This is a genomic window from Pseudomonas sp. NyZ201 (genome assembly GCF_049860765.1).
Classification (GTDB): Bacteria; Pseudomonadota; Gammaproteobacteria; order Pseudomonadales; family Pseudomonadaceae; genus Aquipseudomonas; species Aquipseudomonas bharatica.
The window spans coordinates 3,600,016-3,620,968 of record NZ_CP187557.1 but is presented as its reverse complement, the minus strand read 5'-3'; the positions used below and the strand labels follow the sequence as shown (position 1 = coordinate 3,620,968).

At 66.0% G+C, this 20,953-nt stretch carries 20 protein-coding genes; 9 read left to right on the top strand and 11 right to left on the bottom strand.

From position 1 onward, the window contains the following. Nucleotides 1–5 precede the first annotated feature (5 nt). The 3 genes from ACPFMA_RS16010 to ACPFMA_RS16000 are packed head-to-tail and all read right to left on the bottom strand — an operon-like array spanning nucleotide 6 to nucleotide 2,650. On the bottom strand, nucleotides 6–596 hold the full coding sequence (locus ACPFMA_RS16010; RefSeq protein ID WP_420058064.1) for a TetR/AcrR family transcriptional regulator: 591 nt from the start codon (nucleotides 594–596) through the stop codon (nucleotides 6–8). Between the two features lie 6 nt (nucleotides 597–602). After that, nucleotides 603–1,454: a 3-hydroxybutyryl-CoA dehydrogenase gene (locus tag ACPFMA_RS16005; protein WP_064304207.1), complete on the bottom strand. Its 852-nt coding sequence runs from the start codon at nucleotides 1,452–1,454 to the stop codon at nucleotides 603–605. Between the two features lie 11 nt (nucleotides 1,455–1,465). Further along, nucleotides 1,466–2,650, bottom strand: coding sequence for an acetyl-CoA C-acyltransferase family protein (locus tag ACPFMA_RS16000; RefSeq protein ID WP_425928198.1), 1,185 nt, complete (start codon nucleotides 2,648–2,650; stop codon nucleotides 1,466–1,468). Between the two features lie 176 nt (nucleotides 2,651–2,826). Here ACPFMA_RS16000 and ACPFMA_RS15995 point away from each other — a divergent pair, with 176 nt between their 5' ends. After that, a complete protein-coding gene (locus ACPFMA_RS15995) occupies nucleotides 2,827–3,837 on the top strand; it encodes an AraC family transcriptional regulator ligand-binding domain-containing protein (protein ID WP_425928197.1) in 1,011 nt (336 codons plus the stop codon). A 6-nt stretch (nucleotides 3,838–3,843) separates the two neighbouring features. Here ACPFMA_RS15995 and ACPFMA_RS15990 read toward each other — a convergent pair whose 3' ends face one another. Further along, nucleotides 3,844–4,281 carry a carboxymuconolactone decarboxylase family protein gene (locus ACPFMA_RS15990; protein WP_064304210.1) on the bottom strand — a complete coding sequence of 146 codons (438 nt, stop codon included), beginning with the start codon at nucleotides 4,279–4,281 and terminating at the stop codon, nucleotides 3,844–3,846. 207 nt (nucleotides 4,282–4,488) lie between these two features. Then, complete coding sequence (locus tag ACPFMA_RS15985; RefSeq protein ID WP_064304211.1) at nucleotides 4,489–5,376, bottom strand: LysR substrate-binding domain-containing protein; 888 nt, start codon at nucleotides 5,374–5,376, stop codon at nucleotides 4,489–4,491. A 93-nt stretch (nucleotides 5,377–5,469) separates the two neighbouring features. Between ACPFMA_RS15985 and ACPFMA_RS15980 the strand changes: the two genes are divergently transcribed. Both ACPFMA_RS15980 and ACPFMA_RS15975 read left to right on the top strand, forming a co-directional pair. Next, the gene (locus ACPFMA_RS15980) at nucleotides 5,470–5,928 is read left to right on the top strand and encodes a nucleoside deaminase (RefSeq protein ID WP_009400927.1); all 459 of its coding nucleotides are present in this window, start codon (nucleotides 5,470–5,472) and stop codon (nucleotides 5,926–5,928) included. Further along, nucleotides 5,925–7,139, top strand: coding sequence for a CynX/NimT family MFS transporter (locus ACPFMA_RS15975; RefSeq protein WP_425928196.1), 1,215 nt, complete (start codon nucleotides 5,925–5,927; stop codon nucleotides 7,137–7,139). Before ACPFMA_RS15980 ends, ACPFMA_RS15975 begins: the two co-directional genes overlap by 4 nt. Here the strand turns inward: ACPFMA_RS15975 and ACPFMA_RS15970 are convergent. Next, nucleotides 7,132–8,565, bottom strand: coding sequence for a PLP-dependent aminotransferase family protein (locus tag ACPFMA_RS15970; RefSeq protein WP_425928195.1), 1,434 nt, complete (start codon nucleotides 8,563–8,565; stop codon nucleotides 7,132–7,134). The genes ACPFMA_RS15975 and ACPFMA_RS15970 overlap by 8 nt on opposite strands. A 153-nt stretch (nucleotides 8,566–8,718) precedes the next feature. Here ACPFMA_RS15970 and ACPFMA_RS15965 point away from each other — a divergent pair, with 153 nt between their 5' ends. Further along, a complete protein-coding gene (locus ACPFMA_RS15965; protein ID WP_064304214.1) occupies nucleotides 8,719–8,967 on the top strand; it encodes a DUF2790 domain-containing protein in 249 nt (82 codons plus the stop codon). 1 nt (nucleotide 8,968) lies between these two features. Here the strand turns inward: ACPFMA_RS15965 and dkgB are convergent, their stop codons facing one another. The 3 genes from dkgB to ACPFMA_RS15950 all read right to left on the bottom strand — a co-directional run bounded on the left by dkgB (nucleotide 8,969) and on the right by ACPFMA_RS15950 (nucleotide 11,752). After that, on the bottom strand, nucleotides 8,969–9,772 hold the full coding sequence (gene dkgB, locus ACPFMA_RS15960) for a 2,5-didehydrogluconate reductase DkgB (protein WP_420058071.1): 804 nt from the start codon (nucleotides 9,770–9,772) through the stop codon (nucleotides 8,969–8,971). A 289-nt stretch (nucleotides 9,773–10,061) separates the two neighbouring features. Further along, nucleotides 10,062–10,949: a dihydrodipicolinate synthase family protein gene (locus ACPFMA_RS15955; RefSeq protein ID WP_420058073.1), complete on the bottom strand. Its 888-nt coding sequence runs from the start codon at nucleotides 10,947–10,949 to the stop codon at nucleotides 10,062–10,064. A 20-nt stretch (nucleotides 10,950–10,969) separates the two neighbouring features. Continuing rightward, nucleotides 10,970–11,752, bottom strand: coding sequence for an aldolase (locus ACPFMA_RS15950; protein WP_064304216.1), 783 nt, complete (start codon nucleotides 11,750–11,752; stop codon nucleotides 10,970–10,972). A 153-nt stretch (nucleotides 11,753–11,905) separates the two neighbouring features. Here ACPFMA_RS15950 and ACPFMA_RS15945 point away from each other — a divergent pair, with 153 nt between their 5' ends. From ACPFMA_RS15945 to ACPFMA_RS15935, 3 genes are all read left to right on the top strand, one after another. Next, the gene (locus ACPFMA_RS15945; protein WP_009406577.1) at nucleotides 11,906–12,445 is read left to right on the top strand and encodes a helix-turn-helix domain-containing protein; all 540 of its coding nucleotides are present in this window, start codon (nucleotides 11,906–11,908) and stop codon (nucleotides 12,443–12,445) included. A 71-nt stretch (nucleotides 12,446–12,516) separates the two neighbouring features. Then, entirely contained in the window at nucleotides 12,517–14,931 is a 2,415-nt protein-coding gene (locus ACPFMA_RS15940; RefSeq protein WP_425928194.1) for a hypothetical protein, read from the top strand. A gap of 39 nt (nucleotides 14,932–14,970) precedes the next feature. After that, complete coding sequence (locus tag ACPFMA_RS15935) at nucleotides 14,971–15,756, top strand: helix-turn-helix domain-containing protein (protein WP_425928193.1); 786 nt, start codon at nucleotides 14,971–14,973, stop codon at nucleotides 15,754–15,756. On the opposite strand, the gene ACPFMA_RS15930 is transcribed toward ACPFMA_RS15935, so the two are convergent. Further along, nucleotides 15,745–16,332 (bottom strand): LysE family translocator, encoded by a 588-nt coding sequence (locus ACPFMA_RS15930; RefSeq protein ID WP_009406574.1) that lies wholly within the window; start codon nucleotides 16,330–16,332, stop codon nucleotides 15,745–15,747. The two genes, ACPFMA_RS15935 and ACPFMA_RS15930, sit on opposite strands and share 12 nt — an antisense overlap. Nucleotides 16,333–16,535: 203 nt before the next feature. Here ACPFMA_RS15930 and ACPFMA_RS15925 point away from each other — a divergent pair, with 203 nt between their 5' ends. After that, complete coding sequence (locus ACPFMA_RS15925) at nucleotides 16,536–17,246, top strand: YebC/PmpR family DNA-binding transcriptional regulator (RefSeq protein WP_009406573.1); 711 nt, start codon at nucleotides 16,536–16,538, stop codon at nucleotides 17,244–17,246. 52 nt (nucleotides 17,247–17,298) lie between these two features. Here the strand turns inward: ACPFMA_RS15925 and ACPFMA_RS15920 are convergent, their stop codons facing one another. Further along, nucleotides 17,299–18,600: a leucine-rich repeat-containing protein kinase family protein gene (locus ACPFMA_RS15920; protein WP_425928192.1), complete on the bottom strand. Its 1,302-nt coding sequence runs from the start codon at nucleotides 18,598–18,600 to the stop codon at nucleotides 17,299–17,301. Between the two features lie 142 nt (nucleotides 18,601–18,742). Here ACPFMA_RS15920 and ACPFMA_RS15915 point away from each other — a divergent pair, with 142 nt between their 5' ends. Then, nucleotides 18,743–20,632, top strand: a complete 1,890-nt coding sequence (locus tag ACPFMA_RS15915) for a propionyl-CoA synthetase (RefSeq protein ID WP_425928191.1) — start codon at nucleotides 18,743–18,745, stop codon at nucleotides 20,630–20,632. Nucleotides 20,633–20,953 lie beyond the last annotated feature (321 nt).

Below are 20,953 nucleotides of genomic sequence, written 5' to 3'. Positions count from 1 at the left end.
AGCGCCTAGGCCGCAGAACTGATCCCAGCCGGCAAGCCGCGCTCGATCGCTCCACGCAACATGCTTTCCATCAAGGCCAGGCGTTGCGCTTCAGGCGCGGCAGAGTTCTGCAGCCACCCCGGCAGGCTGTTGAGCAGGCTTGCCACTACCTGCGCCGACGCTTGCAGCGCCGGCCCGCTGAGGCGCGAGGTCGGTGCGATCAACTCCAGCAAGCGCTGCTCGTAGTCCTGGCGCATCCCGGCGATCTGCGCCTGCTGCTCTTCGCTCAGGCAGCACAGGTCCCGTTCCGCCAGGCGAAACTGCAACGGGCGTTCCGCATGCAGCTCCCAATGGGCACGGATCACCGCCGACAGGCGCGCCGTGACATCCCGGCCCCGGCCTGAAGGATGCAGGGTCGCCAGCAATTCTTCGTACAGCTCCTCGATCAGGTCGAACAACAGGTGCTGCTTGCTGGGGAAATGGTGATACAGCGAGCCGGCGGTAAGGCCCACGTGCGCCGCCAGCTCGCGCATGCTGACCTGGCCGAAGCCCTTGAGGGCGAAGAGTTCGAGGGCCTTGTCGCGGCGTTCTTCATAATCGGCACAGGTCCTGGGCATGGCGGCTTACCCGTAGACGTGGAAGCCGCGGCCGCTCTTGCGGCCCAGGTAGCCGGCCGCGACCATCTCCTTGAGCAGCGGTGCGGGGCGGTACTTGCTGTCGTTGAAGCCCTCGTGGAAGGCCTCGATGATCGCCAGCAGGGTGTCCAGGCCGATGAGGTCGGCCAGGGCCAGCGGGCCGATCGGCTGGTTGCAGCCCAGGCGCATGCCGGTGTCGATGTCCTCGGCGCTGGCCAGGCCTTCCTGGAGGACAAAGATCGCCTCGTTGATCATCGGCACCAGGATGCGGTTGACCACGAAGCCCGGACGGTTGCCAGCGGTGATGGCGGTCTTGCCCACCTGGCCGGTCAGGGCCATGGCCGCAGCGTAGGTGGCGTCGTCGGTCTGCAGGCCGCGGATCACCTCGACCAGGGCCATCATCGGCACCGGGTTGAAGAAATGCACGCCGATGAAGCGCTGCGGCTGGCTCACGGTAGCGGCCAGTTGGGTGATGGACAGCGACGAGGTATTGGTGGCGATCACGCAGCTGTCGCTGACGCTGGCGGCAACCTGCTGGAGGATGCGCCGCTTCAGTTCGAGGTTTTCGGTGGCGGCCTCGATCACCAGTTGCGCGTCGCCGAGCTGCGCGTAGTCGGTACTGGTGCGAATGCGCCCGATAGCCGCCTCGGCCTGGGCCGCTTCGAGGGTCTGCTTGCTGACCTGGCGCTCGAGGTTCTTGCGCAGGGTGGCCACGCCACGCTCGAGGGCGGCGTCGGACACGTCGATCAGGGTGACCTGGTAACCGGCCACCGCGCAGACCTGGGCGATGCCGTTGCCCATGGTCCCGGCGCCGATCACGGCGATGTTATGAAGGTTCATGCGGTGGCTCCTCAAGCGCGTTCGAACAGGACGGCGATACCCTGGCCGCCGCCGATGCACATGGTCGCCAGGGCGTAGCGACCCTGGATGCGTTGCAATTCATGGATGGCCTTGGTGGCGATGATCGCGCCGGTAGCGCCCACCGGATGGCCCAGGGAGATGCCGGAACCGTTGGGGTTGACCTTCTCCGGGTCGAAGCCCAGCAGCCTGGAGACGGCGCAGGCCTGGGCGGCGAAGGCTTCGTTGGACTCGATCACGTCCAGGTCGGCGACGGTGATGCCCGCTTTGGCCAGCACCTTCTGGGTCGCGGGTACGGGGCCCAGGCCCATCAGTTCCGGCTCGACGCCGGCATGGGCATAGGCCACCAGGCGCGCCAGTGGCTTCAGGCCGTCGCGCTCGACCATCGCCCCGGTCGCCAGGACCAGCGCCGCGGCACCGTCGTTCAAGCCGCTGGCGTTGCCGGCGGTAACGCTGCCGTCTTTCTTGAAGGCGGTCTTCATGCCGGCCAGTTGCTCGGCGCTGACCTCACCACGCACGTGCTCGTCGACCTTGAACTGCACCAGACCTTTGCGGCCAGGCACTTCGATGGCGACGATCTGGCTGTCGAAACGGCCTTCGGCGATGGCGCGGGCGGCACGCTGCTGGCTGGTGATCGCCACTTCGTCCTGCATCTCGCGGCTGATGCCGTGCCTGGCCGCGACGTTCTCGGCGGTGATGCCCATGTGGAAGCCTTCGAAGGGGTCATGCAGGATGCCGAGCATGTAGTCGATGCTCTTCATGTCGCCCATGCGAGCGCCCCAACGGGCCTGGGTCAGCAGGTACGGCCCGCGGCTCATGGCCTCGGCGCCGGCGGCCAGCACGGCTTCGGCTTCACCCAGTTGCAGGGTCTGCGCAGCGGAAACGATGGCCTGCAGGCCGGAACCGCACAGGCGGTTGACGTTGAAGGCCGGGGTTTCCTTGGGGATGCCGGCGTTCATTGCGGCCACCCGGCCCAGGTAGGCGTCGCGGGCCTCGGTGGGGATCACGTTGCCCATCACCACATGGCCGATCTGCTCGGGTGCAACGCCGGAGCGTTCGAGGGCGGCGCGGGTGACCTGGGTGGCGAGGTCGGCCAGCGGCAGGTCCTTGAGCGAGCCGCCGAAGGTGCCGATGGCCGAGCGCACCGCACTGACTACATAGATATCGTTGCTGTTCATGATCCACTCCAGATAGCGAAAGCGTCGCCAGGCACCAGCCGCTCTGCGACAATGGCGCCCGGTCACGCCCGGTTTGCCAGCGAGTCTAGGCAAGGGACGGGGCCGGGCCTATGCCTTAACTGTCCAGCCTGCCTGTCATTTTTTGCAATGCAGGGCGGGCCAACGCGGAACTGTTCATGCGGGAAAACGACTCGGTCGCGGTGTACTTCGTCCACATCATGCTTTACGCCCTGCGCGAACAACCGGCGCGGGCCGCGGCGCTGTTGCGCCAGGCCGGCATCGAGCCGGCGTTGCTGGAGGATAGCAGCGCGCGGGTGCCGGCAACGGCGTTCGCCCGGTTATGGCTGATCCTGATCGAGACCCTCGATGACGAATTCTTCGGCCTCGACAGCCATGGCATGCCCTTGGGCAGCTTCGCCCTGATCTGCCGTGGGCTGATCCAGGAACCCAACCTGGAAAAGGCACTGCGCCAATGCCTGGGCAATTTCGCCCTGTTCCTGCGCGACACCCGCGGCACCCTCAGCCTGCGCGGGCAGCGTGCGGTGATCAGCCTGCACTCATGCATCGACGACCCGCAACGCCGGGTCTACGCCGAAGAAACCTTCCTGGTGCTGGTGATCAGCCTGCTGTGCTGGCTGGGCGGGCGGCGCATCGCTATCGACCGCACCGAGCTGGCGGACGCGCGGATGCGGCTTGAAGGCGATGCGCTGTTGTGGGGGCCGAACCTGCACCTGGGGGCCGGGCGTACCGAGGTGGAGTTCGCTGCCGATTATCTGAAGTTGCCCGTGGTGCAGGATCTCGGGGCGTTGAAGGCCTTCCTGCGCACGGCGCCGCAAGGGCTGGTGGTGCGTTGGCGCAACCAGGGCGGGGTGGCGGCGCGGGTCTACCGGCACCTGCGCGGCACCGCGTACGACCAGTGGCCGACCCTGCTGGCCCTGGCCGGCGAGCTGGGCCTGAGCCCGAGCAGCTTCCGTCGCCAGCTGGAGCGCGAGGGCTGCTCGTTCCAGCAGATCAAGGACCAGGTCCGCCGGGCCATGGCCTTCGAATGCCTGCGCGACAGCGACCTCAGCGTCGCCGAGATCGCCGCGCAGACCGGCTTCCAGGAGCCCAGCGCGTTTCACCGGGCGTTCAAGAAATGGACCGGGGAGAGTCCCGGCAGCTATCGCCAGCGTCTCTCCAGCCTTTAGCCCGGATCAGGCCGGAACCATGGCAAAGCCCACGCCGAAGCGGTTCCAGGCATTGATGGTGGCGATGGCCAGGGTCAGGTTGACCACTTCGCTTTCGCTGAAGTGCTCCAGCAGGGCTTCGTACTGATGCTGCGGGGCGTGTTTCTCTGGCAGGCGGGCAAGGCTCTCGGCCCAGGCCAGGGCAGCCTTTTCCCTTGGCGTGAAGAAGTGGGTATCGGCCCAGACGCTGAGGGTTTGCAGGCGCGCTTCGGTCTCCCCGGCCTCGCGTGCGTCGTTGGCATGCATGTTCACGCAATAGGCGCAGCCGTTGATCTGCGAGGTGCGCAGGCGGATCAGCTCCAGCAGCGAGTGCTCCAGGCCGGATTTCAGCACCGCCTGTTCCAGGCCGAGCATGGCCTTGTAGGCGTCCGGGGCGTGCTTGGCCCATTCGATTCGGGTGGTCATTTCGGTGGCTCCATTGTGCTAGAGGATGGCGCACACCTTAAGCGGCAATGGCCTCTGGCCGAATAGCCAATTCCGGGATTTACCAGGAGGCCAATAGGTGACCTTGAGGGCCCTGCTGGCAAGCCCCCACAGCGTCCCTGTGGGAGCTGGCTTGCCAGCGATTGCGGTGGTGCCGCCACGAGCGTAATCGCGGGTTAGCCCACAAGGTCAGCGCAAAGCCAACGTGTTCTGTTCTGTCCCAAATCCATCCCTTGATCGCGTTGTGCATAGCGTTTCCAGCAAGTCCCGCAACGCCAGCCCATCCTCATCCAGCCCGGCCCTGGCATACAGGGCCAGTTCCAGCCCCTCGACCGGAGGAAAACCATCGTCAATCCCCAATACCCGATGCCCGTCCAGCACACACCGGCTGGGCACCAGGCTGACCCCCAGCCCGGCGCTTACCGCGGCCCCCAGCCCGGCCAGGCTGGTGCTTGAATAACTGATCCGCCATGGCCGCCCGCTGCTTTCCAGGGCGTGGATCATCTCCTGCCGATACAGCGCGCCAACCGGAAACACCACCAACGGCAACGGATCATCCGCCACCATCCCGCGGGCGCTGCACACCCATGACAACGGTTCCGGCCAGCGCGCTTGGGCATCGCGGTCCGCGCCCCATTGCTTGACCAGCAGGATGTCCAGCTCGCCATTGCGATACAGGTGCAGCAACGGGTTGCTCAAGCCGCTTTCCACTTCCAGGCGCAGGTGCGGGCGCTCGCCGATAAATCCGCGCAGGGCCTCGGTCAGCAGTTCCCCGGCCAGGTCCTCGGGCGCGCCCAGGCGCAGGGCGGTTTCCGTCTTCACCGGCGCGAGCGCCTGCCGCGCTTCCTCTTCCAGGCGCAGGATGCGTCGGGCATAGCCCAGCAACCGTTCGCCGGCCTCGGTAGGCCAGACCTGCCGCTGGCTGCGGTCCAGCAGGCGGGCACCGAGGCTTTGCTCCAGGCGGATGATCTGCTGGCTGACGGTGGACTGGGTCAGGTGCAACCGCTCGCCGGCCCGGGTGAAGTTGCCGGTTTCGACCACGGTAACGAAGGCGCGAAGCAGTAGTGGGTCAAGCATGCGTAAATCCACTGGTATGCATGAAATCAATTAATTTCATGCTACACCCGGCGCCCGGGATAATCGCCCCTCATTCGTCAGCGAGGAATCGGCATGGCCAACGAAGCATTCATGGGCGAGGCCCTGGCCCTGGCCCGGGACAATATCCGCGCCGGTGGCCGGCCTTTCGGTGCGGTACTGGTGCACCAGGGGAAGGTGATCGCCCGGGCGGTCAACCAGATCCACAGCAGCAACGATCCCACGGCCCACGCCGAATTGCAGGCGATCCGCCAGGCCAGCCAGGTGCTGGGGCGTGCACGCCTGGATGGCTGCGAGATCTACGCCAGCGGTCATCCGTGCCCGATGTGCCTGGCCGCCATGCACCTGTGCGGCATCGAGCGGGCATGGTTCGCCTACGACAACGCCGAGGGCGAGCCGTATGGGTTGTCCACCGCCGCGGTCTACGAGCAGATGAGTCGGCCGCCGCAGCAGCAATCGTTAGCGCTGCGTCCGCTGAAACCGGCGGGTGAGGAGGGGCTTTACGGCCAATGGCAGCAAGTGCGTCCGACATGATCGCGGCACGTTCGCGTGGGCGCGGGATGGCGTTGATGGCCCTGGTGATCGCGGTGACGCTCAACCTGCGGCCGATCCTGACCAGTATCGGGCCGCTGCTGGAGGATATCCGCGCCGGGACCGGCATCGGCTATCAACAGGCGGCGTTGCTGACCGCGCTGCCGGTGCTGTGCATGGGCCTGGTGCCGCTGTTGCAGCCGTGGCTGCGGCGTTGGTTGAGCGAGCAGGGTGGTTTGTTGCTGGGCCTCGGCGCCATCGGCCTGGCCTGCCTGTGGCGCTTGTTGCTGGACAGCGGTACGGCGTTGATCGCCAGCGCGGTGCTCGCCGGGCTTGGCGTGGCTTTTGTCCAGGCGTTGATGCCAGGGCTGGTCAACCGCTGGTTTTCCCGGCGCCTGGCCCTGGCCATGGGCCTGTACTCGGCGGCACTGATGAGTGGTGGCGGGGTGGCGGCGGTACTCGGACCGCGGGTAGCCGAGCACTTCGGCCACTGGCAGGCCGGGCTGGGCGTGTGGTTGTTGCCGGTGCTGTTCGCACTGCTTCTGCTCGGGCTGGTCGGGCCGAGGCTCGAAGCCGCCGCCGGTCGTGGCGGCAATGGCGGCGGGCATTTCTTCGGCAATCGCCGGGCATGGCTGCTGGCGGTGTATTTCGGCCTGATCAATGGCGGCTATACCAGCATGGTGGCCTGGCTGCCGGCCTACTACCAGCAGGTCGGTGGCAGTGCCCGTGGCGGTGGCGAACTGGTGGGGGTGATGACCATCTGCCAGGTGCTCGGTGCCCTGGGCCTGCCGCTGTTGTTGCGCACAATGCTCGACCGACGTCCGGGGTTGTGGCTGGCGCTGGCCTCGCAGTTGATCGGTTTCGCCGGTTTGTTGCTGGATCCGGCCTTGTCGCCGGGACTGTGGGTCAGCCTGATCGGCTTCGGCCTGGGCGCCTGTTTCAGCCTGAGCCTTACCCTGACCCTCGAACACCTCAAGGATCCGCGCCAGGCCGGCGGGCTCGCGGCCTTCGTGCAGGGCATCGGCTTCATCATCACCGGGCTGGTGCCGTACCTGACCGGCTGGCTGCGGGATATCAGCGGCGATTTCCAGGCGTCCTGGAGCTTGCTGACGGCCACGGTGGTCCTGATGTTACTGGTGACCGGACGTTTCGCGCCCAAGGGCTATGCGCCAGCGATGGCGGACCGGCCGCAACCGGCCAGCCTGGTCAACTGAGGGCGTGCAAGGTCTCGCGCAGGCGGTCCAGCGCCGGGTCGATATCCAGCAGCTCGATGGCGCCGAATCCCAGCAGCAAGCCGGGTTTCGGCGCCGCCTCGGTATGAAAGGGTCTTAGCGAGTACAGGCCCACTTCCCGCTCGCGCGCTAGCGCGATGACCTTCTCCACGTCCAGTTCGCCCTTGGCCAGTGCACTCAGGTGGTACCCGGCACTGGTGGGTATCGCCTCGAACCACTGGCCCAGGTCCGCCTCCAGCCGTTGCAGGATGCGTTCGCGCCGCGCGGCATACAGCGCGTGGCTGCGACGCACATGCCTGACCAGGTGCCCCTCGTCGATGAAGCGCGCCAGGGTCCATTGGCTCAGGGTCGAGGTATGCCAGTCGCTCAAGCGCTTGGCGATGCACACCGGTTCCTGCAACGCCGGCGGCAGGATCGCATAGCCCAGGCGCAATTCCGGCAGCACGGTCTTTGAGAAGGTGCCGACGTAGGCGACCAGGCCGTGTCGGTCGAGGCTTTGCAGGGCATCGGTGGGCCGCGCCGCATAGCGGAACTCGCTGTCGTAGTCGTCCTCGATGATCAGCGCGCCCAGCGTTGCGGCGCGGGCCAGCAAGGCATGGCGGCGTTCCAGGCTCATGGGCATGCCCAGGGGAAACTGGTGCGACGGGGTCACGTAGATCAAGCGCACGCCGTCCTCGATCAGGTCCACGCGAATCCCTTCGCGGTCCACCGGCACGTGCCGGACCCGCGCGCCGAGTGCCTCGAACAGGTACCTGGCCGGCGGATAGCCAGGGTCTTCCATGGCGACGCTGCAGCCCGGCTCGATCAGCACCCGGGCGATCAGGTCCAGCGCCTGCTGGGCGCCATTGCACACCTGCACATCCGCCGCCGTGCAGCGCACGCCCCGGGCGAAGGCAATATGCCGGGCAATGGCTTCGCGCAATTCGGGCAGGCCCTGGGCATTGCTGTAGCGCGTGTCGGTGCGCTGGCATTGGCGCAGGGCGTGCTGTGAGCACTGGCGCCAGGCGTCGAAGGGAAAGTGCGCCTTGCTCGAGGCGCCGCCGACGAAGTCGTAGCGCGATGGCTGTGCCAGGGTCGGACGTCCCATGGGGATGCCACGGGCCCGCCAGCGCGCCAGCGTGTCGGCGCCGGCCAGCGGGGTGTCGGGCGCAGAGGCCGCTGGCGCGGGCGGTTGCGGGGTGACGAAGGTGCCGCGCCCGACCTGACCGCTGAGCAGGTTGTCATAGGTCAGGCGCGAATAGGCCTCGGCCACGGTCTTGCGCGACACCCCGAGCTGTTCGGCCAGCAACCGGGTCGGCGGCAACTGGGTACCGGCGGCGAGGCGGCCGCTGTCGATGCCGTCGCGCAATTGCCGGTAAAGCTGTTCGGCCAGCGCCTTGCGGCCGTGCAGGGTGATGTGCAGTTCCATGAAGGCAGGATTCCGGGGGCGGGGTGCAGTTCGTCAGATTAACCGATCGCATGGCCGTTGATCCCCCCGGATTACGGAGTCGGCAAGGCGGATCCACACTCAAAGGTGATGTAACCGCAGCTCGGTGCGTACCTTTTACGAAGGAGATCCGCCATGAAATTGCGTTTGCTCGTGCCGCTTGTCCTGCTCCTGCCCGTCACTGCCCTGGCTTCCCAGCAGGGTGTCGTGCAATACCACTACGGCATGCACCTGGATGTCGCCAAGGTGCTGAATATCCAGAAACCAGCGCAAGACCCGCAGTGCAAGGTGGTCAACGCCGTGATGACCTACCTCGACTCCAGCGGCCAGGTGCAGAAGCTGGGTTACCGGATGCTGTCCGATAGCTGCACCGAACAGGGCTGACTCAGTCCCATTGCGGTGCCAGCCCTGCCGGGTCGGTAATCCGCTGGCCGCTGTCCAGCGCTGCGATACGGGTCATGTCCGTGTCGCTCAGGCGCAGGTCGACCGCCTTCAGGTTACCGGCCAGGTTCTCGCGTTTGGTCGAAGAGGGAATCACCGCATAGCCCAGTTGCATGGCCCAGGCGAGGGCAACCTGCGCCGGGGTGGCGTTGTGCTGCGTGGCGATTGCCTGGATCACCGGATCCTGCAGGACCTTGCCATAGCCGAGGGTCATGTAGGAGGTCACGGCGATGTCTTGCGCAGCCATGAACTGCACCAGCCGACGGTTCTGCAGGTACGGATGCAGTTCGATCTGGTTGGTGGCGATCTGGCCCGGCCCGGTCACCTCGATGGCCTGGCGCAGCAAGTCGATGGTGAAGTTGGACGCACCGATTTCCCTGGTCAGGCCCTCGGTCCTGGCCTGCATCAGTGCGCCCATGAATTCGTCCACGGCAACGGCGCCGTTCGGCGAGGGCCAGTGGATCAGGGTCAGGTCCAGATGATCGGTGCGCAGCTTGTGCAGGCTTTCCTTCAGGCTGGGGATCAGGCGATCGGCGCCGAGGTTCTCGGTCCATATCTTGCTGGTCAGGTACAACTGCTCGCGGGGCACGCTGCTGGCGGCGATGGCCTGGCCGACCTCGGCTTCGTTGCCGTAGATCTGCGCGGTATCGATGGCCCGGTAGCCTAGCTCCAGGGCCTGGCTCACCGAGTCGATGACCACCTGGCCCTTGAGGCGGAAGGTGCCGAGGCCGAACAGGGGAAGGGTCATGGGATGTCCTCATCGTTTGGGGTGGGAATGAGGGCAGTATCCCGGGCCTGGATCATGGGAAAAATGGCTGGCGGGGCACAATATCTTTGCCCGAAAGTCACGAATTGCTGGAAAGCTGGCGCCATTCCTGTGGGAGCCGGCGTTGCCGGCGATGAGGCCGGCACAGGCAACGATGTTGTCTGGCGGGCCAATCGCTGGCAAGCCAGCTCCCACAAGGTCAGTATCGAACGCAAAATCTGCGGCTGGCTCGGAGCCTGTGGGAGCCAGCGTTGTTTCATGAACCTGGGTGTCAGCCGAGTCGAGCGATCAACCCTTTCAACTGCTCCTGCCCGGCCTCATCCAGCGGGAACACCGGCGCCCTCGGCACGCCGCAATCGATGCCGGTCAGCTTCAAACCGGCCTTCACCGTTGCCGGCAGGCCGCCCTTGAGAATGAACTCGAGCAGCGGCAACTGCCGGTAGAACAGCGCCCGCGCGCGCTCCAGGTCATTGTCCGTGACCGCGCGATAGAGCTGCTGGTTGAGCTGCGGAATCAGGTTGGCGGCGGCCGTGCACCAGCCCGTCGCTCCGGCGACGAAGGCTTCCAGGGCCAGCGGGTTGCAGCCGTTGTAGAACGGCACTTGGCCTTCGCCCAGTTGCTGCAGGGCGTGCATGCGCTGGATATCGCCAGTGCTCTCCTTGACCATGGTCACGTTTTCCACCGCCTTGACGATGCGCAGGATCAACTGCACCGACATGTCGGTGCCACTGGTGGCCGGGTTGTTGTAGAGCATGATCGGGATGCCGATGCTGTCGCCGATGCGCTGGTAATGCCGGAGGATTTCCGCCTCGCTGAGCTTCCAGTAGGCCGCCGGCAGTACCATCACTGCATCGGCCCCCTGTTCTTCGGCGAAGCGCGCACGACGGATGGCGTTGGCGGTGGTCAGGTCGGACACGCTGACGATGGTCGGCACGCGCCGGGCGATGTGCGCCAGGCTGAACTCGGCCACCTGGCTCCATTCGCGATCGCTCAGGTAGGCGCCTTCACCGGTGCTGCCCAGCGGCGCGATGACCTGCACGCCGCCCTCGATCAGGCGTTCGATGGACTGGCCCAGGGCGGCGAGATCGAGACGTTCGCCATCGGTGCCGCTGAAGGGGGTGACGGTGTAGCCGATGATGCCGTGGAAAGGATTGCTCATGGTCTGTGCTCCAGCAAAGGTCAGTTCAGGCAGTCGGCGTGCTTGCGCAGGCTTTGCCGGGCGAAATAGTTGAAGGCGGCACCGTGGCGCTTGGGCCGGTCGATCCAGTCGTGGGCTTCGCGGCCCAGGGCCGGGTCGATGGGCTTGACGGCACCTGCGGCCATTGCCAGCAGTTGCAGTTGCGCCGCGCGTTCGATCAGGTTGGCGGTGACGCAGGCTTGTTCGATATCGGCGCCGGTGGACAACTGGCCATGATGGGAAAGCAGGATGGCACGCTTGTCGCCCAGCGCCGCCGCGATGATCTCGCCTTCCTCGTTGCCCACCGGCACGCCCGGCCAGGCTTGCAGGAATGCGCAATCGTCATACAGCGGGCAGACATCCATGTGCGACACCTGCAACGGCACTTCCAGCATCGACAGGGCCGCGACGTGGGTCGGGTGGGTGTGGATGATGCAGTTGACGTCCGGGCGGGCGCGGTACAGCCAGCTGTGGAAACGGTTGGCCGGATTGGCCATGCCGCTGCCTTCGAGCACCTCCAGGTCTTCGTTGACCAGCAGCAGGTTGCTGGCGCTGATCTCGTCGAAGCCCAGCCCCAGTTGCTGGGTGTAGAAGGTGCCTGGCTGCGGGCCGCGGGCGCTGATCTGCCCGGCCAGGCCGGAATCATGGCCGCGGTCGAAGAGAATGCGGCAGGTCAGGGCCAGCTTTTCCCGTACAGTCCACGTATTATCCGCAAGCGAACCTTGCATCCGCGCAAGCGCCTGGCGGACCAGTTGGTCCTTGGGCAGTGTCATTGTGTCGGTCATCGAGTGGTCCTCGGTGAAGTAAGTGGAGCCCGCCCCCGATTGCCTGGAAAACGAGCGGGGGCGGTTTGCGTTGTGACACAAACAAGGCTATATGACACAAAGTGTCATAAGCAAGCGAAAAGTTGCATCACTGACCGGAATCAACTGCAGCGCATGTCTATCCGTTTGAAATTATTGAGAAAAAAACTCGGCATCACCCTTGAGGTATTGGCCGACAAAGCCGGCATGACCAAAAGCTACCTGTCCAAGGTCGAGCGTGGTCTGAATACGCCGTCCATCGCCGCTGCGCTGAAGCTGGCGCGGGCATTGAACGTCAATGTCGAGGAACTGTTCGCCGAAGACGCACCGAACCAGGCGCGTTACAGCCTGGTGCGCAGCGGCGAGCGCCAGCCGCTGGCCGGCAGTGGCGAGGGGCCGGGCTACGCGGTGCTGGCCAACCAGATCGGCCAGCGCAGCCTGTTGCCGTTCCTGATCAGCCCGCCGATGGACTTCAGCGACTCCACCTTCAAGGAGCATCTGGGCGAGGAATTCCTTTTCGTCCACGAGGGCCGGGTCGAAGTGGATTTCATGAACGAGCGGGTCATTCTCGAACGTGGCGATGCCCTTTACTTCAACGCCCAGACCCCGCATCGCCTGCGCTCCCTCGGCGAGCAGCCGGCGCAGTTGCTGGTAGTGGTGCACGACGCAGGGTAGGTCTTGCCGGCGCCCTTGTATCCGGGGTGGCGCTAGCATCACGGCTTTTCCTGGCCTCAAGGACGACCGCCATGATCCAGCCCTCGCGGGACTATTCCCGCCTGCTCAACACCCTGATCGACCAGCGCATCGCCGCCGCACCGAAGCGCAGCCCCTGGTTCCATCTCACTCCCGGCGAACGCGCCGATTACCTGGCCGAGACCGACGCCCGCCTGCTGGAGATCCAGCACACCACCCTCAACGTGCTGGCCGCGCAGCACTTCAGCATGGACGACAACCCGCGGGGCATCGACGAACACCTGGCCATGCTGCGCCGCCTCCGCGAGGCGCTCGACAGCGATAGCCCGTACCGCCAGGCGCTGGACCGGGATATCTCGCTCTATGGTCGCCAGCAGGCCGCCATGCACGGCTTCGAAGGCGCCTGGCGCAAGGGATTGCGGCTGATCCGCGCCGGTGACGGCCTGCGCAACCCATGTGCGGGGGTGCTGCAGCGCCTGCAACGGATGATCGACCTGCTGCAACGCAAGATCGACAGCGAAGGCGATGCCCGTCGGGTCACGCCCTTCGCCCGGCAACAGGGCTGGAAGGCGCTCGCCGAACGCTACCGCGCGCTGCTCGACGGCAAGCCGGTGGACCTGGCCGAGGTGCCTGCGGCTTCCGACGGCTTGCCGGTGAACCTGTCGCTGCTGCTGATGGAGGAGCGGCCTGGGTACGTGCGGATGAACGTGGCGCTGGTCGATGCCGATTTCGAGGGACGCTACAAGGACCTGCACCTGGAGCACGGCCGCCTGGTGACCGCAACCCGCAGCCTGATGAATTTCTCCTTCGGTACGGCGGCGCGCTCCCTGGCCTGGCAGCAACACTATCGCCTCAAGCACGAACCGGGACGTTCGCCGACCTTTGCGCCGATCCGCTCGGTGCTGGTGCGCACTGCGTTCGTGGAGGCGTTCCTCGGCCATTGGCTGGTCTCCGAACACACGCTGCGCAGCGGTTTCCTGGTACGGGTGATGGAGGATGGCTCGCGGCTTCGGGTAATCAACGTCGACCGCAAGGAGTGCAACCAGATCGGCATCGAGGCGTTCGACGAGGCGGGCGCGCAGGGCAAGGTGCGCGAGGTGGATCTGCCGCGGCGCCTGGAGGATCTGCTCAACCGCTACGCCGATATCGCCAGCTTCCAGACCATCGCCATGGACAGCTATGCCACCAGCCATTACGACCCTGACCGCGACGGTCGCTTCGTCGGCATCCGTGAACTGGAGCGCTCCGTGGGTTTTGGCGAGCACCTGTATCTGCTGGAACTGCCTCATGGCAGCGACTACCTGGCGGTGACCCCGTTCGCCGTGGTGGACCGGCAGGGCAGCCGTCATCTGTGCGCCGCCGAGGTGCAGCGCGCCTGGGCTCATAACTCGGCATTCTTCGAGCGTTTGCACAGATTGCGCGAGCAGGGCGAGGGCGCTTGCCCCTGGCTCAACAGCCCGCGCGAGCGTGCGGCGTTCATGGCCCAGTGGCAACGCCTGCTGGAGCGCAATCATCTGACGCCCGGGGCGTTGCTGGCGGTGCCGGAAGCACCGCGGGCAAGCCTGCGCGACGGCCAGGGCAATGCCCTGGGCAAAATGCTCCGGGAGCGCGCCCTGGCCGACCGGATCTGGCGCTGGTCGGCGCTGGATGCCTCGCTTGCGGCCATCGCCGCGCGGATGCTCAAGCGCGGTGGCCTGCAAAAGCTGCTGGACGACGCCTATGTCCAGGCCACCCTGGCCCAGGCCAGGCGTTTGCCGGGCATGGCCCTGGAGCCCATGCCCCATCGGGCGCGGAACCTGCGTCTGCTCAAGTGGCTGCTCGGCGAGGACCAGCACGCCGACGCCGACAGTCGCGACCTGCGTCGACAGTTGTTGTTCCAGGTGCTGCGCCTGCGGGCCGGGCAGCTTGGCGGCGGGCATGCCCAGGTCAATCCGCACGGGCTGGATGCCGGCAACGCCCTGGCGCGCCCCGACCCCTGGCTGATCCTCAATGCCCGGCCGGAGCGGCTGCTGGCCGGGGACAATCGCTGGTTGATAGGCGAAGACAAATACCGCAGCGCCCACCAATGGGTACCCGACCCGCTGCATCCCGCCACGCGCTACATGGACGCGCTGGACACCCCGTTCATCGGCGGCATCAGTGCCGCCACCGAGGCGCTGTGTCGCGATTTGCCGCACCTGTTCGACGGCCTGCCATCGCTGCCTGAGTACTGGCGCTTCCAATTGGCCAACAGCGCGTTCTGGCTGCGCAATGGCTATCACTCGCTGTTCGAAACCCTATACATGGCCGCGCGCTACGAGCCGCTGGCCGAGGGTAGCGTGGGCGACCCGTTGCTGGCGTTGTTCGATCGCAGCCGGGATCACCCCGCAAGCGCGCTGTACCGGGACCTCATGGCCTTGCTCAGGCCTTTGATCGATCAAGGTTTGAGCGGCGAAGAACGCCTGGCAGCAGACCCTGCCGAGTGCTAGGCTCGTCGTCGTTTTCGTACGACTCCGGGAGACTTTTCGATGAGCAATGGTTCGACTTTCTGGCGCGATCCGGCGTTGCCGTTCATCGAGGCCCGGGCGGTCGCCGACGGGCGCAAGGTCTGCTATTCGCGGCACTCCCACGAAGGCTTCTCGATCGGTGCGATCACCGCCGGGCGCAGCACCTATTTCGACGGGCAGCGCTGGCACGAGGTGGAGGCGGGGACGGTGGTGATGATGAATCCCGGAGTGGTGCACGCCTGCAACCCGATCGCCGACCAGCCCTGGTCGTACCTGATGCTCTATGTCGATATGCCCTGGTTGCGCGCGCAGGGCTTCGAGCCCCTGGGGCAGACCCTGAGCACCGCGCCGCAGTTGTATCGCTCGCTGCTGGCACTGTACGAGCGCTTGACCGACAGCCTCGCAGCCAGCGACGACAAGCGCCTCGCCGCCGAACGTTTCTTCGGGCAGTTGCGCGAGCAGATCCAGGCCGCGCCGAGCGCGACGGCGCAGGGCAACGAGCGGGTGCAGCGGGCTGCGGACTATATTCGCCAGCACTGCACCGAGCCGCTGAGGCTGGAGGACATCGGCGAGGCGGCGGGGTTATCGACGTCCTACCTGACCCGCGCCTTCAAGCAGCATTTTGGCCTGACGCCCCATGGCTACCTGCTCGACCAGCGGGTGCGCTATGCCCGCGCGCAGTTGCGCCAGGGGCGGCTGATCGCCGAGGTTGCCCATGAGGCCGGGTTCGCCGACCAGGCCCACCTGCAGCGTGCCTTCAAGCAGCATCTGGCGGCGACCCCGGGGCACTATCGCTCAGCCCACTAGCAGGTAGCCGGCACTGGCAGCCAGCAGGGCTGCCAGCGAGCGGTTGAACAGGCGCATGCGCCGTGGTTCTTCGAGATGGCGGCGAATCACCGTGCCGGCCCAGGCCCAGCAGCCCACCGACAGGTAGCAGATCACCAGGTAGATCAAGGTGAAGCGCCAGAGCAGGGCGGTCTCGCCTTCGCCGACGAAGGCGCCGACCCCGGCGACGCAGGCCAGCCAGGCCTTGGGGTTGAGCCATTGCATCAGCGCTCCGTAGAAAAAACCGGGGGCGCGTTGCGGCTCGCCATTACCGAGCCGGCCGTCATCGGCGGCCAGTTTCCAGGCCATGTACAGCAGGAACAGGATCCCGGCCCAGCGCAGCGCGTCGGTCAGGCCGGGCCAGCGCAGCATCACTGCATGCAGCCCCAGGCCCACCAGCATCAGCAGTAGGCAGAAGCCCAGGGTGGCACCGGTGACATGCCGCAGCGCCGGGCGCAAGCCGTGGCGGGCGCCGGCGGCCAGGGCGACAAGGTTGACCGGGCCGGGGGAGATGGAAGCGGCCAGCGCGAAGGCGGCCATGGAGAGAGTCAGGCTCATGGATGTTTCTCTTGCAGGGAACGAGGCCTGGACTCTATCGGCGTGCACCTGCGCCGGTATTGAAGAAAACTGCCCTCTGCAACGCAGGCGCTTTTGACTTTTTTGTCGATTGCCCGACACGGCGCGTATAAACTGCTCGCCACTTAGCCGGTCGCTTCCTCAACCGGCACCTGGAACAAGCACCTGGAACAAAGAGAGTCGAAATGGGCGCACAGTGGAAAGCCAAGCATAAAGAAGCAGCTGCCAATGCCAAGGGCAAGATCATGGGCAAGCTGGCCAAGGAAATTCAGATCGCCGCGCGCAGCGGTGCCGACCCGGACATGAACGCACGCTTGCGTCTGGTGGTCGAGCAGGCCAAGAAGGCTTCCATGACCCGCGAGACCCTCGAACGTGCCATCAAGAAGGGCGCCGGCCTGCTGGGTGAGCAGGTGCAGTACCACGCGGTGAAATACGAAGGTTTCGCCCCGCACCAGGTACCGCTGATCGTCGAGTGCCTGACCGATAACGTCAACCGCACCGTCGCCGAAGTCCGCGTACTGTTCCGCAAGGGCCAGCTGGGCGCCGAGGGTTCGGTGTCGTGGGACTTCAACCATGTCGGCCTGATCGAGGCAACCCCGGACAGCGCCGATGCCGACCCGGAGCTGGCCGCCATCGAGGCCGGTGCCCAGGATTTCGAGCCTGCCGAAGAGGGCGCGACCCTGTTCATCACCGAAACCACCGACCTGGACAGCGTGCAGAAAGCCCTGCCGGCCCAGGGTTTCACCGTGATCTCGGCGAAGATCGGCTACACCCCGAAGAACCCGGTCAGTGCCGCCAGCCTGAGCGCCGAGGCGCTGGCGGAAGTGGAAGCCTTCCTCGACGCCATCGACGGGCACGACGACGTGCAGAATGTCTATGTAGGGCTTGCGGGCTGACACCGCCAGCCATGAAAAAGGGACCGCATGCGGTCCCTTTGTTTTGGGGCTCCTATGGACGATGCAGGGACGCCAGTTGTTGCACGATCCCCGCAAATCCCGGCCTTTGAATGACCTCGGCCTGCACACAGGCCTGCTGCAACGCCTTTATTCCCTGTAATTGCTCATCGCATCGCTCCAGCAACTCGCCCAGCAGCACGCCGAACGCCCGCACTTCGATCCGCTCCAGCAACCGCGCTTCGGTACTTCCGTCCAGCGGATGGAACGATGCCGCACCGAAATCGCCAAGCAGGCTGTGCCCGCGGTCATCACAGAGGATGTTGTGGCCATACAGATCGCCATGACTCAGGCCCTGCCCATGCAAGTGCGCCGCCACGTGCGCGATGGACAGCGCCAGGCGCCGCAGCCCCGGGCCATCCAGGCGGCGCTCGACGGGGTAGATATCCCGGGTGCAGCTGTCGAGGCTTGGCGGCCCGGCAAGGCTGAACCAGGCCGGATCGATCAGTTCCATGACCAGCGCCGCGATGCCCTCGGGATGATCCTCGACCCTGCCCAGCAGCGGAATCAGATGCTCATGGCTACCGGCCAGCATGCAGGCGGTCATTTCGTCCAGCGGCGTGCCGTCGCTGGTGATGTCGCCCTTGTACAGCTTGACCGCCACGGCGCCCTCGCGCCCCTTTAGACGGGCGCGGTGGATGATGCCCGAGGCGCCCTGGCCGAGACGCTGGTCGAGCTGGATGTCCTGCCAGGCGATGCGCGGGAAGCCGGCCGGTGCCGCTGGTGTGCGCAGGCCCTCGGGCAACGGGTTGCCGGCATAGGCCAGCCAGGCCAGCCTGGGCATGCGCAGCAGCCACCCGGGCAGCTGTTCGAGGCGGTTGGCGGCGATGCGCAGCAGCTCCAGCCCTGTGCAGCGTTGCAGGCTGTCCGGCAGGTAGCGCAGACGGTTGCCGGAGAGCATGAGCTTTTGCAAACCGGTGCAGTCGCCAAGGGCCTCGGGCAGTTCTTCGATGCGGTTGTCGGTGAGTACCAGGGAGCGCAGGCGCGGGGGCAGGGCGGCGGGCGCTACATGAACGATGCGGTTGCTCTTGACGCCGACCACCTGCAACTGCGCGCAACCACCGATCCCCTGCGGCAGTTCGCTTAAGCGATTCTCCGAACAAAACAGCACTTTCAGCTTGTGCAGCCGACCCAGGTCGTCGGGCAGGCTGGTCAGGCGGTTGCCGGTGAGGTTGAGGACTTCGAGGCTGTCGGCAAGGTTGAAGATTTCCTGCGGGAACTGCTCAAGGCCGCAGGCCAGGTCGAGGCGCACGCTGCCTGCCAGGCGGCCGGACTTGAGATCGTCGAGAGAATGCATGGGTGCTGCCGTGGAAGAAAAGGCCGTCATGATAAGGGCAAAGCCCGTTGCCCATGCGACTTAAGTTCGATAGCAGGCTGGCGCGAGCAGGCCATACTCGACGTTCGCCCTTTAATAACAACAAACACAGGGTTATTCATCGATGAGTTATCAGCAGTGCTATGACCGCTCCATCGCCGCGCCCGCCGAGTTCTGGGCCGAGCAGGCGCAAAGCCTGGCCTGGTTGCGCAAGCCTACGGAGATCCTGCGCGACAACCCCGACGGCACCCACCAATGGTTCGCCGACGGCCGGCTGAACAGTTGCCACCTGGCCCTTGACCAGCAGATCGAGGACGGCCGCGGCGAGCAACTGGCCCTGATCTACGATTCGCCGGTCACCGGCAGCCAGCAGACCTTCACCTTCAACCAGTTGCGCGACCAGGTGGCGCGCCTTGCCGGACTGCTGCGCGAGCTCGGTGTGGCACAGGGCGACGGGGTGGTCATCTACATGCCCATGGTGCCCGAGGCGGCGATGGCCATGCTCGCCTGTGCGCGGATCGGCGCGGTGCATTCGGTGGTGTTCGGCGGCTTCGCCCCCCACGAGCTGGCGCTGCGCATCGACGACGCGCGGCCGACCCTGCTGCTCACCGCGTCCTGCGGCCTGGAGTTCGACCGCGTCATCGAGTACAAGCCGCTGGTCGACCGGGCCCTGGAGCAATCCGCGCACCAGCCGCGCCAGGTGTTGGTGCTGCAACGAGCGCAGGCCCGCGCCACCCTGGTCGAAGGCCGTGACCTGGACTGGCAGGCCGCCGTGCAACAGGCCACACCGGTGCCGCCGGTGGAACTGCTCGCGACCGATCCGCTGTACATCATGTACACCTCCGGAACCACCGGCAAACCCAAGGGCATCGTGCGCGAGAACGGCGGCAATGCCGTGGCCTTGCGCTTTGCCATGAAACACATCTACGGCATGCAGGCCGGCGACGTGTGGTGGGGCATTTCCGATGTCGGCTGGGTGGTCGGGCATTCGCTGATCGTCTATGGCCCGCTGATGAACGGCTGCACCACGGTGTTCTACGAGGGCAAGCCGATCCGTACCCCGGATGCCGGGGCCTATTGGCGGGTAGTGGAGCAGTACCGGGTCAACGGCCTGTTCTGTGCACCGACGGCCATGCGGGCGATCCGCAAGGAGGACCCGCAGGGCCTGCTGCTGCGCCGTTACGACCTCAGCTCGCTGCGCCAGTTGTTCCTGGCCGGCGAACGCCTCGACTCCAGTACCCATCAATGGCTGGAAAGCGTCAGCGGCAAGGCCGTGCACGATCACTGGTGGCAGACCGAGACCGGCTGGCCGGTGACTGCACCCTGCCTGGGCCTGCATGGCAGCGGCGGGCGCGCGGGGTCGAGCAACCGGGCGGTGCCGGGTTATCACGTGCGGGTGCTGGATGAAGATGGACAGGTACTCGGTGCCAATCAGCAGGGCGCCATCGTCATCGCCCTGCCATTGCCGCCCGGGTGCAGCCAGACCCTGTGGGGCGATCACCAGCGCTACCTGGAGTCGTACCTGCAGACCTATCCCGGCTACTACCACACCGGGGACGGCGGCTATCTGGATGAAGACGGCTTCGTCTATATCATGGGGCGTACCGACGACGTGATTAACGTTTCCGGGCATCGCCTGTCCACGGGCGAGATGGAAGACCTGGTCGCCCGCCACCCGGCGGTGGCCGAGTGCGCGGTGGTGGGCGTGCGCGACGAAATCAAGGGCCAGGTGCCGTTGGCGCTGCTGGTGCTCAAGGATGGCGTGGACAGCGGCGAGGCGCAGTTGCAGGCCGAGCTGGTGGCCACGGTACGCGAGCAGATCGGTGCGCTGGCCTGTTTCAACCAGGTCCGGGTAGTCAAGCGGCTGCCCAAGACCCGCTCCGGGAAGATCCTGCGCGCGGTGCTGCGCAAGATCGCCGACCAGCAGCCTTACGTGGCGCCGTCGACCCTGGATGATCCTGCGGTGTTGGTGGAGATCGAGGAGGTGTTGGCGGGGTTGGCGCGTAGTGCCTGAGAACCTCGTTATGGCCACCGGGCGCATGCCGATAGATCTTCAGCGCCCTTGAGATCGAGCGCCGCCCGCGCGGCGCATCGCTGGCAAGCCAGCTCCCACATTTGCAACGTGCCATGGCCTGTGAGATCTGCGCTGCCAGCCTTTGGATGTTCGGCGATCTACTGCGGGAGACTGTTGGGTTCGACAGGGTATCGCGTCGTACAAGCAAGGCGATCACTATGGCCTGTCAGGCATAGGTACGTTGCAACAAATGTGGGAGCCGGCGTTGCCGGCGATGCGCCGCGCGGGCGGCGCTCGATCTCAAGGGCGCCGGAACAGTCA